9 protein-coding genes are annotated in these 12,876 nt (G+C 71.9%); 6 read left to right on the top strand and 3 right to left on the bottom strand.

Annotation, left to right across the window (positions count from 1 at the left end; translation table 11 throughout):
* Positions 1–55: 55 nt before the first annotated feature.
* Complete coding sequence (locus ACGFIS_RS02430; RefSeq protein ID WP_392969135.1) at positions 56–937, top strand: hypothetical protein; 882 nt, start codon at positions 56–58, stop codon at positions 935–937.
* Here ACGFIS_RS02430 and ACGFIS_RS02425 read toward each other — a convergent pair whose 3' ends face one another.
* From ACGFIS_RS02425 to ACGFIS_RS02415, 3 genes are all read right to left on the bottom strand, one after another.
* Positions 938–1,681, bottom strand: coding sequence for a hypothetical protein (locus tag ACGFIS_RS02425; protein ID WP_392969132.1), 744 nt, complete (start codon positions 1,679–1,681; stop codon positions 938–940).
* A gap of 1,043 nt (positions 1,682–2,724) precedes the next feature.
* Positions 2,725–3,609 (bottom strand): hypothetical protein, encoded by an 885-nt coding sequence (locus tag ACGFIS_RS02420; RefSeq protein WP_392910455.1) that lies wholly within the window; start codon positions 3,607–3,609, stop codon positions 2,725–2,727.
* A 126-nt stretch (positions 3,610–3,735) separates the two neighbouring features.
* On the bottom strand, positions 3,736–6,204 hold the full coding sequence (locus ACGFIS_RS02415; protein WP_392969129.1) for a SpoIIE family protein phosphatase: 2,469 nt from the start codon (positions 6,202–6,204) through the stop codon (positions 3,736–3,738).
* A gap of 255 nt (positions 6,205–6,459) precedes the next feature.
* Between ACGFIS_RS02415 and ACGFIS_RS02410 the strand changes: the two genes are divergently transcribed.
* The 5 genes from ACGFIS_RS02410 (at position 6,460) to ACGFIS_RS02390 (ending at position 12,741) form a co-directional block, all read left to right on the top strand.
* Positions 6,460–9,615, top strand: a complete 3,156-nt coding sequence (locus ACGFIS_RS02410; protein ID WP_392969126.1) for a M14 family zinc carboxypeptidase — start codon at positions 6,460–6,462, stop codon at positions 9,613–9,615.
* Positions 9,616–10,091: 476 nt separating this feature from the next.
* Entirely contained in the window at positions 10,092–10,622 is a 531-nt protein-coding gene (locus tag ACGFIS_RS02405) for a sigma-70 family RNA polymerase sigma factor (RefSeq protein ID WP_392910694.1), read from the top strand.
* Between the two features lie 127 nt (positions 10,623–10,749).
* Positions 10,750–11,124: an SSI family serine proteinase inhibitor gene (locus ACGFIS_RS02400; RefSeq protein ID WP_392910463.1), complete on the top strand. Its 375-nt coding sequence runs from the start codon at positions 10,750–10,752 to the stop codon at positions 11,122–11,124.
* Positions 11,125–11,269: 145 nt separating this feature from the next.
* Entirely contained in the window at positions 11,270–11,692 is a 423-nt protein-coding gene (locus ACGFIS_RS02395; RefSeq protein ID WP_392910465.1) for a CBS domain-containing protein, read from the top strand.
* Positions 11,693–11,913: 221 nt separating this feature from the next.
* Positions 11,914–12,741 (top strand): ANTAR domain-containing response regulator, encoded by an 828-nt coding sequence (locus tag ACGFIS_RS02390; protein ID WP_392910467.1) that lies wholly within the window; start codon positions 11,914–11,916, stop codon positions 12,739–12,741.
* The last annotated feature ends 135 nt before the right edge of the window (positions 12,742–12,876 follow it).

The following is a 12,876-nucleotide window of genomic DNA, read 5'->3' as shown; positions in this document are numbered from 1 at the left end:
CCAACACGGCCGCGGATGGTTATCGTCGAAAGCGCAGCCCCTTTCGAGGAGTCACATGACCACCGTGGTCCTTGTCCTGCTCTGCCTCGCGATCGCCGGACGCGAGCTCTACCTGGCGTCCGACAAGCGGCTCCCCCGCGCGCAGGCGGAACTGCGCGACCTGCGCAACCAGCTGTCCGAACTCGCCCGGCGGCACGAGGCGCTCAGGACCGTGGTCGACGAGGCGACCGAACCCGCCGGCATCACGATCCCGCCGCCGCAGCCCGAAAGCCCGCCTGGCGAGGTGATGGACAGGCTGGATTCCGTCACCGGCCGGCTGGACCGGCTGGAGAAGCAGTTCGGTGACATCTCCGACGAACTGGCGGGCGTCGACCTCGACCGCGATGCCCAGCGTGCCCTCGCCCGCTCGCTGGACGCGGTGGAGCAGGACGTCGTGGAGCTGCACCGGGAGATGCTCGACCGTCTCGACCGCGAGGAAGGCGTCGTCACCGGCGTCCTGCTCAGCGAGGAGGGCGAGGCGGAGGCGCTCCTCGCCGACGCGTACGAACGGTGCGCCGCCGAGTACGGGCTGCGGGCCCGGGTCCGCGACGGGCGTTCCGCGCAGGCCACGGGCACCTACCGGGGAACGGTGTACTACCTTTCGGGCCGACGCCCGGAGGTGCTCGCGGAGGACATGTTCACCCACGTCCGCGGCCTGTACGACCCGCGCGACTCCTCCGCCCTGAACGCGCTGCTCACGGAACTGGCGGCGCTGCGCGGCGGGGGCGTCGCGCAGTTCGGCCCGTTCACCGCCGTCAGCACGCAGAGCGCCCTGGTCTGCGGCGTCCTCCCGGAGGAGGGCACACCGCCGACCGAGCCGTGGCAGCTCGTGGACCATCTCCGCGAGCTGCCACCCGACCGGCAGAGCGACCTGTCCTGGCTGCGCTCGGACGACTGATCAGGGCCGGACGAAGCGGGGCGCGACCTCCGTCCGGTCCACGTGGAACGCCAGCAGGCACCGGGGCACCCGGGCCGCGTCGAGCTGCAGGCACAGCCCGAGCCCGAGGTCCGGATCGACGAGGACCACGCGCCGCAGCGCCCACAGCGCCTGCCTGACCCGCGCTCGTGTCTCCGGACGCGCCGACTCATGCAGGGTCCCCGTGACGACCTGGCCCGCGTATCGCCACAGGGCGGCCGAGTCCAGCACCCGTACGCCCGCGGCCGTCAGGTTCGCGACGATCACGACACCGCTGTCGTCGTCCTCCGCCACCGGCGGCACCGGCAGCGCCCCCTCACCCGGCAGGTCACGCGGCGCCCGCGGCCCGCCCACGGCACGGTGGTACCGCAGCGGATCGAGCGTGTCGATGACGAACGCCCCGGCGTAGGGCCGTGACGCGCGGGGGCGCCCCGGCCGTTCCCGCAGCGACGTCCGCGCGGTCCGCATACCGAGCTGGGCGCTGAGGTCGAACACCATCCCGGCGTCGTCCAGCCATGCCGGAACCCGGAGCCTGGCCGCGGACTTCCGGTCGAGGGCGTCCATGGTCCGCCACAGCTCATCGGTGCGGCGGGAAAGCGTCGCCGCCATCCCCAGCCCGGGGAACGCCCCCTCCAGCACCGCGAGCATCGCCCGCCACGTCGTGCTTCCGACGAACTCGGCCACGAACGCGTCCGCCAGCGCCTTGCGCCGCTCCGGGTCCGCCATCGGCCCCGGCCGCACCGGCGGCGGCGTCTTCTCGGGTCTCGTCCGCGGCGGCTCGGCCGACAGCCCCTTCCCCGGCAGGAAAGGCTCGTCACCGGCCCGCTCATGCCGTCCGGAGGATCTGCCCTCGACGCCCCGCCGCGCAGCCGCGTCCCCCGCCGGGGAACCGGCTCCAACGCCCGACGGGTCGTGCGACGGAGACCGTCCCGAAGGCTCGTCCCTGCCCGGCGGCTCACCAGGAGCGCGCCCCGCCGCCGTCCCGAAGGACGGAGCAGGCTGCGGCACGGTGCCCGGCCCACGCGACTGCCAGGTCGCGGGTGAATCCGGCGGAACGCTGGGAGAGGAACCGGCCCCAGCACCCGGCGGAACGTGCGGTTCCCAGGACGAAGGCGACTCGGCTTGCGGGGCGCCCGACGCAGAACCAGCCGGGGAACCGGCCCCGGCCACCGGCGAGGAACCCGCCTCCGAAGCCGACGGGACGTGCGGCTCCCACGACGGGGACGGCTCGGGTTGCGGGGGGCTCGGCGGAGAGGCGGGTTGCGGTGCGGCGCCGGGGTCGTATGGGCGCCGGGCAGGCGGCTCCGTGCCGCTCACCGGCGAGGCGGGGCGGGTGGGGGGTGGGTTCGCCGGCGCGTGCGGTGTCCATGGGGCGGACGACTCGGGGCGCGGGCGCCTGGGTGGTGGTGGCGGGGATGCCGGCGTGTCCGGAGGGCGGCGGGACGGAGTGTCGCCAGGAGCGTGGCGGAGGGGCTCCACGCCAGAGGGGGGTGTGGCGCCGGGCGGTGGGGTCGGCTGGTGGGGGGTCCAGGGCGGGTCGTTCGCGGGGGCCTCCTCGACGGGGACCCAGTCCGAGGGGGGTTGGTCTTCTTGCGGGGCGGAGCTTCTGCCCGCCACGTGGACGTCTTCCGGGTAGGGGCCGGGACGCGGCCGGGGGGCGGCGTCTTCCGGCTCCGGGGGGCCGGGGTCCTCGGGTTCGGGGCTTGGACGGTCGCGCGGGCCGAATCTCACGTGTCGATCCTGCGCTCAGATCAAGATCATCGGCAAGTTCATCGGCGGCTTTCGGGTGCGCCGAAGAGGGCGGCGCACAGGGATTCGAGACGGTCCGGGCCGTCCTCGGCGGGCAGCACCGTGAGGACGGGAGGCTCGCCGGTGTCGAGGCGCAGGCGGACCGACACCTCGCGGCGCATCGGGTCGTCGGTGCCCTGAGCGGCGGCGATGTCGCGCAGGCCCACGGAGACGAGTTCGGGGACGTCGACGACGAGGGGCTGTTCCCCGGCGGGGAGTTCGTCCAGCCAGAGGTCGAGGACGCGGCGGGCGAGGCCGTTGAGGAGGCGCCCCCACGGTTCCAGGAGGGCAGGTGGGACATTTTCGGTCTGCAGTTCGGGGAGCCCGAATCTGGCCAGGCCCTTGGTGGTGAAGAAGAAGCCGTCCGGGCCCGAGGTGTGCGGGAGCAGCATCCAGTCGGTGAGCCGGAAGGTGCCGTCCGGGCCGGGCAGGGAGCGTTCCAGGTGGGCGAGAGGCAGGACCTGCGGGGTGAAGACGTCGATCACGGGGGCGGTCAGCGCGGCCCCGACGGCGCCGGCGACGGCGCGGGCGGCCCATTCGTGCGCGGGCGGGCGGCCGGGACGGTACGCGGAGCTGACCGCGAGCAGGTGCGCGGCGGAGTCGATGGCCGTGAGGTCGGACGGGGCGGCCCTGTAGGCGGCGAGGAGGTCGCCGGGAAGCGGCGGGAAGTCGCCGGCGGGGCGCTGGTCGAGGGTGAGCATGGGGCTGTCGAGCATGCCGAGGACCAGGTCGCGGAGGGGCGGCCGGGTCCGTCGCGTCACCTCGTCATGGGCCAGTGCGGCCGGGTCGGCGATGGGTGTGGGGAGCGCCACGGCGTAGGTGCCGTAGAGCGTCTCCGGGACCGCCAGCGTCAGATTCCGCCCCAACTGTTCCCCCGGTGGCCTCGATGCACGAATCACCATCGATCAGAGCGGACGGGAACGGCGGAAACCATCCATTGAAACGGGACATTTACCTCACAGGGCCGCGATGCGGGCCCACGACCTCGGACATCAGCGCGGCAGCGGATGTTCGAACCAGACGACCTTCCCCCGTTCGGTGCGGTGCGTGCCCCAGCGCGCGGCGAGGTGGCTGACGAGCTGGAGTCCGCGGCCCGACTCGTCGGTGGCGTCGGTGTTGCGGAGGCGGGGAAGGTCGGCGCCGTCGTCGTGGACCTCGCAGAGCAGGCTTCCGCCCTTGATCACGCGAAGGCCGATGGTTCCGGCGCCGTGCACGAGTGCGTTGGTGACGAGTTCGCTGACGAGCAGTTCGACGGTGTCGGTGAGCGGTTCGAGGCGCCAGTCGGCGAGCCGGCCGGCGACCTGCGTCCGGATCCACGGGATGGTGCTGGGCCGCGGTTCCAGTCGTTCCCAGATGGAGACGTCGTCCTTGGGGATCCCGTCGAACCCGACCGCCACGATGGCGATGTCGTCGGCGGGGGTGGGTGCGGCGAGGGTGTCGAGCAGGGTGTCGCAGGTGCCGTCGAGGTCGGCCGTCGCCCCGGTGAGGCGGCCGCGCAGTTCCTCCAGCCCCTGTTCGAGGTCGCGGTCGCGGCGCTCCAGGAGGCCGTCGGTGCACAGGATGAGCTGCGCCCCGTCCTCGACCTGCACCTCGACGGCCTCGAACGGCACGCCGCCGACGCCGATCGGCACACCGGACGGGACGGTCAGGACGCGGCTTTCGCCGTAGGCCGACACCAGGACGGGCGGGACGTGCCCGGCGTTGGCGAGGGTGCATCTGCGCTCGACGGGGTCGTACACCGCGTACAGGCAGGTGGCGAGGTAGTCCTCGCCGAGCCGGCGGGCGAGGCCGTCGAGCTGGCGCAGGAGCCGAGCGGGCCGCATGTCCTCGGCGGCGAGGGTGCGGACGGCGGTGCGCATCTGCCCCATAATCGCCGCTGAGGTGAGGCCGTGGCCCATGACGTCGCCGACGACGATGCCGAGCCGGCAGCCGGGCAGCGGGATGGCGTCGAACCAGTCGCCGCCGACGTTGACGGCCTGCTCGGCGGGCCGGTAGCGGTAGCGGACGCGCGCGCCGGCGACGTCCGGCGGATCGTCGGGCAGCATGCTGTGCTGCAGTTCCTCGGCGACCTGCACCTCGCGGCGGTACAGCCGGCCGTTGTCGATGCACAGCGCGGCGCGGCGGGCCAGTTCGTCGACCATGGCGAGGTCGAGTTCGCCGAATCCGGGCCGGTCCGGTTTGCGAAGCAACTTGAACGTCCCGAGCACCCGGCCCCGCGCGATCAGCGGGACGATCAGCAGCGTCCGGCCGGTGAACAGCGGCCGCAGGTCGCGGTCGCCGAACGAGGCGGCGATCTCGGCGGCCCGCCGGGTGTCGACGCGGGGGATGTGGACGGGACGTCCGGTCCGCATGGCCTGGACGAACGGCGAAGCGGACGACAGCAGCAGCGCCTCCCCCTCGGGGACGAGGTCGTCCCAGCGTCCGCACTCGTCGTTGTGGACGACCGCGACGCGGCGCACCTGCGTGGTCTCGTCGATCTCGTCGAGGGGCGGCGCGGAGTCGGCGACGACGCGTTCGAGCAGTTCGACCGCGGCGAAGTCGGCGAGCCGAGGGACCAGCACCTCGGCGAGTTTCCGCGCGGCCTGCAGATGGTCGAGAGAGCTGCCGATCTGCTGGCCGGCCTCGCCGAGGTAGGTCAGCGGCTCCCGGACGGCCATGGTCTCCCACTCTTCTTCGGCGCCCGGTCCGGTATCGGGGGGCGGGTGGGGCGCAGCCGGGGGCGATGCGTGGGGCGGGCGCATCCGGTCGGCCTCCCCGTGCGGGCGGATCTCCTCAGGCGGGAGGGGACCGGGCCCCGGCGGCGGAGCGGGCACGGGACGGGGCGGCGGGACGGGCGGCGCATCCGCGTGCGGGACGATCGGCAGCCGGACGGTCAGCCCGAGCGAGACCGCCGGGCAGCCGAGGCCGAGCACCCGCAAGGTGATCCGTTCGGCCGCGGCCGGTTCCATCGCGGGCAGCAGGCCGGGAAGCAGGTCCGCCAGCCGGGCGGAGGCGGGCCCGGCCGGGGAGGCCAGCGCGGGCTCGACCCGCAGCAGCCGCGCCCCGGCGGCGCGCCGGGCGGCGCCGTCGGGCGGCGCCACGGGCAGGTCGCCCATGGTGACGCCGGGGCCGTCCTCGCGGAGCCGGCGCAGGTCGGCGGCGAGCGCGAGGACGCGGACGTCCAGGCCGCCGGGGTCGGGTTCGATCGGGTAGACCCACCAGCCGACCTCGGCGGGCTCGCCGTCGTCGACGCGCGGCAGGGTGCAGGCGCCGCACCAGACGTGGCCGAAGATCTCCGGCTCGAAGGCGCCGCGGTGTTCGCGCGGGAGCCGCAGCAGCGCGGCGGGCGGGCGGCCCACGGCCTGGTGCCGTCCGGCACCGAACAGGCGGGCGGCGGCGTCGTCCCAGTGGCTGATGCGTCCGCGACCGTTCAGGGTGATGGCGGTCATCCGCGCCACACCCAGTAGCTCATCGACGACCATCTGGTCCCCTCCCCCGGAGCGAAGGACGCTCGACACTTTCGGCCACTCCCGGTAAAGGGGACGTTACCTGGCGTAAGAAGATCGTGCCGGCACTCTGCGGAATTCGGTTCGGCCGGAGGGCCCGAAGCACAGATGGAGACGGCCGCCAAGACGGTGACCGAATGCGGCATAGGACACTAATGCCCCATTGACACCCACCATCCCCCGGCAGACGATCACGCAACCCCCGTTCGTGTTCCCTGCCAGGGAGGCGCAATGCCGCGCACACATTTCCGGCATCGAAGACTCACCCCCATCCTCGCCGCCGCCGCGCTCCTGATCGGAACCCTGGTGGCGGCCCCCGCCCACGCCGCCCCCGGCCCCGCATCCCCCGGCGCGGCCGTGAACGTCTACACCGCCGAGCTGAACCCGGCCCAGGTCGAACTGCTGAACGGCTCCGGCCTCGACCACGAGGACGTCCGTATCACCAAGGGCGCGAAGAAGGGCACCGTCCGCGTCGAGGCCGTGATGAGCGCGCCCCAGGCCGCCTCGCTCAACAGGCAGGGCCTCGGCCTCACGGCGAAGGCCGGCGGCCAGGACGCCCGCGCGCGCACGAAGGCCGCCCCCGACGGCGTCTTCCGCCCCTACAGCGGCCCCGGAAACATCCGCGAGGAACTCCTCAAGGTCGCCTCCGACAATCCCTCCATCGCGACCGCGGTGGAGATCGGCAAGAGCGGCGAAGGCCGGCCGATCACCGCCGTCAAGGTCACCAAGGACGACGGCAACGAGAGGGGACGGCACAAGCGCCACGAGAAGCCCGTCGTCGTCTACCAGGCGGCCCAGCACGCCCGCGAGTGGATCACCCCCGAGATGGTTCGCCGGCTGCTGCACCACTACGTCGACGGGTACGGCACGGACGCCGGCATCACCGGGATCGTCGACACGACCGAGCTGTGGTTCATCCCCGTCATCAACGTCGACGGCTATGACCTGACGTTCCAGGACGGGTTCCGCCTCTGGCGCAAGAACACCCGCGACAACAACGGCGACGGCCAGATCACCGGCGTGGACGGCGTCGACCTGAACCGGAACTTCCCCTACAAGTGGGGCTACGACAACGAGGGGTCCTCGGACCAGCCCTCCAACCAGACCTACCGCGGCCCGTCGGCCGGGTCCGAGCCCGAGACCCGTGCCCAGATGGACCTCTACAAGAAGGTCCGCCCCACCTTCCTGATCAACTACCACTCGGCGGCGGAGCTGCTGCTGTACGGCGTCGGGTGGCAGGCCCTGACCGACAGCCCGGACGACGTGATCAATAAGGCGCTGCTGGGCGACATCGACAACCCGGCCGTCCCCGGCTACACGCCGCAGCTGGGCGCCCAGCTCTACACCACCAACGGCGACACCGACGGCTACGCCGACAACGTCGACCACGCCCTGTCGATCACGCCGGAGATGGCGACCTGCGAGTCGGCCGCCGAGTCCGACCCGGACGACGAGTGGGAGCCCGGCGACTGCGGCAGCGGCTTCGAGTTCCCGGACGACGAGACACTCATCCAGAAGGAGTTCGAGAAGAACATCCCGCTCGCCCTGTCGGTCGCCAAGTCGGCGGACGACCCGGACGAGCCCGTGTCCCCCGTCGGACGCACCGCCGCCGACTTCGAGACCGACGCGTTCGGCACGTCCTACGGCCACTCGCAGGAAGTGGCCTCGGTGATCCGCAGGTCACTGCGCCACAAGACGCTCAGCTACCGGATCAACGGCGGCCGCGTGCACCACGACCGGGTGCGCGAGTGGCGCGGCGGCGAGCGGTACGGCGACGAGAACGACACCTACTACGGCGAGTTCCGCGGCACGGTCGAACGGCAGCGGCCCGGCGACAAGGTCGAGGTGTGGTTCACCGGCGTGAAGGGCCGCGACCGTGTCGAGAGCGAACACTTCACCTACACCGTGCGCGACCAGAACAGGGCCGACGTCCTGGTCATCGCGGACGAGGACTACACCGGCGTCAACCCGTCCTACCCACCCGGGACGGACAAGCCCCGGTACGCCGAGCAGTACGCCGATCTGGTCAGGGCCGCCAAGCACAAGCCGCTCATCTGGGACATCGACAAGGACGGCGTCCCGCACGACCTCGGCGTCCTGAAGCACTTCAAGGCCGTCGTCTGGTACCTGGGCGACAACCGCCTCACCCAGGACGAGGCCGACGAGCCCCTGCGGACCGTCATCGGCGACTACCCGGACTCACAGGTGGCCGACCGGGCGAAGGACCTGCTCCTGAACGTCCGCTCGTACCTGAACGAGGGCGGCAAGCTCCTCCACACCGGTGAGACGACCGGATACAACGGACCGCTCGGCCAGGCGAACGGCGGCGGCATCTACTACGGCCTGAAGGGGCATCCGGAGAAGCCGTGCGTGATCACCACGAGCTTCCGTGACGACTGCGAACTTCTGTCGGACGACTTCTTCCAGTACTACCTGGGCGCGTACGACAGGCAGCGCATCGGGGCCCCGACGGAGTTCACCGGCACAAAGGGGCCGTTCGACGGCGTCACGGCCGGACTCCCCGGGACCGCGACGAACCCGCTGAACGAGACGGGCGGGTTCCAGGTCACCTCGACCGTCCTGCCGAAGGACGACTTCCCGCAGTTCGACAGCTGGAAGATCGGCGACTACGCAGGCGCCGCCGCGCCCACCGAACCCGTCGAGGGCGAGTGGTACGTCGCCGGACCCCACCAGGACTCCACCTGGCGGCGCCTGACCCGGACGATCGACCTGTCCGGCGTCACCGCCGCGCAGGCCCCGACCCTCCAGGCCCAGCTCGCCTACAGCACCGAAGCGGGCTTCGACAACGTCATCATCGAGGCGCACACCGCCGGCGGCGACGACTGGACCACGCTGCCCGAGAAGAACGGGCGGACGACCACGACCGTCCCGGCCCAGTGCGAGCAGGGCTACTACCTCGACATGCACCCGTTCCTCAACCACTACCTCACAGGAGGCAACCCCTGCGGCGACACCGGAACGTCCGGTGCATGGAACGCCCTCACGGGCAACTCCAACGGCTGGGTTCCCGCCGCGTTCGACCTGTCCGCCTACGCGGGCAAGCAGGTCGAGGTGTCCTTCTCCTACGTGAGCGACCCCTTCACCGGCGGAACCGGACTGTTCATCGACGACACCAGGCTCACCACGTCCCCCGGTGAGATCGACGCAGAAGGCTTCGAGACAGGCCTCGGCCCCTGGGCGATCCAGGGCGCACCGGAGGGAAGCCCCGGCAACAGCGAGGAGTTCCTCCGCACGCAGGCCCTGATCGACTCCGTCTCGTCGGTCGCGACCAGGGACACCATCCTGTTCGGCTTCGGGTTCGAGCAGGCGGACCCCGCGGACCGGCAGGCCCTGATGGCCAGGGCCCTGAGACACCTCACCCGCTGACCGTCCGTCCCATTCCGTTCACCTGCGGCGTGCCGCCCTCATGGAACCTCCGATGAGGGCGCCGCGCCGCAGGTGAACGTCGTCCGGGAGGGTGTGACGGACGACACGCCGCCGCGCGCAACCATTTGGACCCTTCCAGGCGTCTTACATGACAGGAAGACCACCGATGGGTGGGAAGCGCCTGATCGAGCATGGCCCGCGACGTCTCGGAAGACGGGGTCGCCCTGGCATCGCCGACCCGCGCAAACCCCTCGGCCCACCCTCCATGCGCGGCCGAGACCCCTCCGAACCCGTCGGGAACGGTGGCACGTACCACTTGAACGGGGGGCGGTTCGTCCGCCCGGTCCGCGCGTGCCCCCGAACACGCGCCAGCAACCGGCCCTTTCCCGCCGGGCCACTACCTACGGGGAGCGACGATGACCGCTGTGACCACGCCTGTCCGCCGCAACGCGAGCCGCGCCGCGACCGCCGACAGCATGCGGCGCTACGAGCGCGACGTCCTGCCGCTCGCCGACCCGCTGTACGCCAGCGCCGTCCGCATGACCCGCAACTCCGCCGACGCCGAAGACCTCGTCCAGGAGACCCTGGCCAAGGCCTACGTGAACTTCCACCAGTTCCAGGAAGGCACGAACCTGAAGGCGTGGCTGCACCGCATCCTCACCAACAACTTCATCAACACCTACCGCAAGAAGCAGCGCGAGCCCCAGCGCGCCGGCTCCGAGGAGCTGGAGGAGTGGCAGATCGCGCGCGCCGAGGCGCACTCGTCCGGTTTCCGGTCCGCCGAGTCCGAGGCGCTGGACCGCATCCCCGACTCCGAGGTCGTCACCGCCCTGCGCGCCCTCCCGAAGGACTTCCGGGACGCCGTCTACCTCGCCGACGTCGAGGGCTACGCCTACAAGGAGATCGCGGAGATGATGGGCACGCCCATCGGCACGGTCATGTCCCGGCTGCACCGGGGCCGCAAGCAACTCCGTGAGGCCCTCTCCGACCACGTACTCGCCGCATAACCGTTCGCACTCGGTCCCGCAGTTGCCCCGTGACTGCGGGATCGGCCATTTTTCCGCACGATCAGTTACTTTGCGGATACTCTGAGCGATCGTCGATGCCCTTACGCCCTCGACCCTCGGAGTATCGATGCCGAACCTCGCCACCGGCGTCATCGCGGGTGCGGTGATCGCCCTCATGCCGGCGGTGCCGGCGGAGCCGGGGACCTCCCTCAGGCTCACCCTCACCCACCCGGACCGCGCCACGACCGGTGGCAGGGCCACCACGCTGCGTTGCGGACCGCCGGGAGGCGGGCACCCCGAGGCGGCGCGGGCCTGCTCGGAACTGGGCGAATCCGGCGGGGCGTTCACCCACGCGCCGGACGGGCGAATGTGCACCGCGGTCCACTCGCCGGTGATCGCCGAGGCGAAGGGGCGGTGGCACGGAAAGCCCGTACGCTTCCGGGCCGGGTTCGGCAACGACTGCGCCATGCGGTCGCGCACCGGAATGGTCTTCGCCTTCTGACGGCAAGTCCGGTTCACGGAAAGACCGGCTCACGGCAAGTCCGGGCAAGGTCCGATAGCGGAACCGTCCGCATAGGCGCGCCGACCGTGGGTAGGGCGCGCACACGGGCCACGCGAGCCGCCGGCGATTCGGAAGGATGTGCTCGATGCCACCAAGGGTCAGCGACGTGATGACGGCGGCTCCGCAGACGCTGCCGCTGGACGCGACGCTGTACGAAGCCGCCCGGATCATGCGGGACAGGGGAATCGGCGACGTTCTGGTCACCTACGCGGGACGGCTGTGCGGCGTGGTCACCGACCGGGACATCGTCGTCAGGGCGGTCGCCGAGAGCCGCGACACGTCGCTCACCCCTCTCGGTGACGTGTGCACGGCGGAGCTGACCACCGTGCACCCGGACGACGACACCGGGACCGCGGTCCGGCTGATGTGCGAACAGGCCGTCCGGCGCCTCCCCGTCGTGGACGCCGAGCACCGTCCGGTCGGCATCGTCTGCATCGGTGACCTGGCCGTCGCCAACGGCGAGGTCGGTCCACTCCCCGAGATCAGCAAGGCCCCGCCGAACAACTGACCCCGCCAGGCAACGCCCCTCCCCGGTCGAACGAGCCCTCCCACCTGAACCGCCCGTCCCATCGAACGCCCTTGCGAGCAGCCCATCCCTCCCACCACGAAGCAGCAGCGTCCTGGCACTTTCGAGCACTGGGGACTTCGATGAACCGCGGATACAACGGAAGGGGAGCGGGACAGGCGCCGCCGACGCCGGAACCCTCAGCGCAGGATAATCTCGGAGGGGTGAGGCCCACCGAAACGGTTCTGACGGACCAGCTCGCGATGGAGATCGCCCGGCTGGGCGTGGTCGGGGAGTCCTCCGACATCGGCACCCTGCACCGGGTGACGGAGCTGGCCTCGCGCGCCGTCCCCGGATGCGCGGGCGCGGCGAGCGTGCGCTGGGCGCTCCCCGATGCGTCCGGGAACGATCCGGGCACCGTCCCGGCCGTCTCACGCAGCGCCAGGCAGAACGTGCGTGCGCGCGGTACCCGGCCCGGTGCGCCGGTGCCCGAGGAGATCAGGCCCGAGCCGCTGGCGGCCGCGGCCAGCCATCCCGATCTCGCCGAGGTCATCGAGCGGCAGCTGTCCCGCGGGCACGGGCCGATCTTCGACGTGGTGCTGGGCCGCCGGGCGCTGGCGTCCGACGACATCCTCGCCGAGACCCGCTGGCCCGAGGCGATGGCCGACATGCTGCGCCGCGGGGTGCGCTGCTTCACCACGACCCCCCACCTGAACCAGCCCGTCCTCGTCACGCTCTCCCTGTACGGGGTGACGCCGAAGTCCCTCGGTTCCGGCCGGCACGTGCTCGCGTCCCTGCTCATGGCCCAGGGCAGCGCCGCGGTGACCAACACCCGGCAGTACGACGACGTGCACCGCACCGCCGTGCAGTTGCAGGAGGCGGTCGAGGCGCGCGCCGTCGTCGACCAGGCGAAGGGCATCCTCATGCACGCGCTGGGGTGCGACGCGGACAAGGCGTTCGCCGAGATGCGCCGTATCTCACAGACACGTCACGTGAAGCTCACCGCCCTCGCCCAACGTATCGTCGGTGAACAGGGGCTCCCTGAGGCATGAATCTAGGCGCGCGGGGGTGAGGCGCATAGGCTGCGCTCAGTCGAGCCCGGCAGGGCCGGCCGTTGCGCGGTACGAAGACCGTGGTCCGGTCGGCCGTGCGAAAAGCCGACCTGGTTTCACCGCGTGATGCGGACG

Source organism: Spirillospora sp. NPDC048824 (assembly GCF_043198455.1).
GTDB lineage: Bacteria > Actinomycetota > Actinomycetes > Streptosporangiales > Streptosporangiaceae > Spirillospora.
The sequence above is the reverse complement of the archived record's forward strand: the minus strand, read 5'-3'. Positions and strand labels throughout refer to the sequence as shown.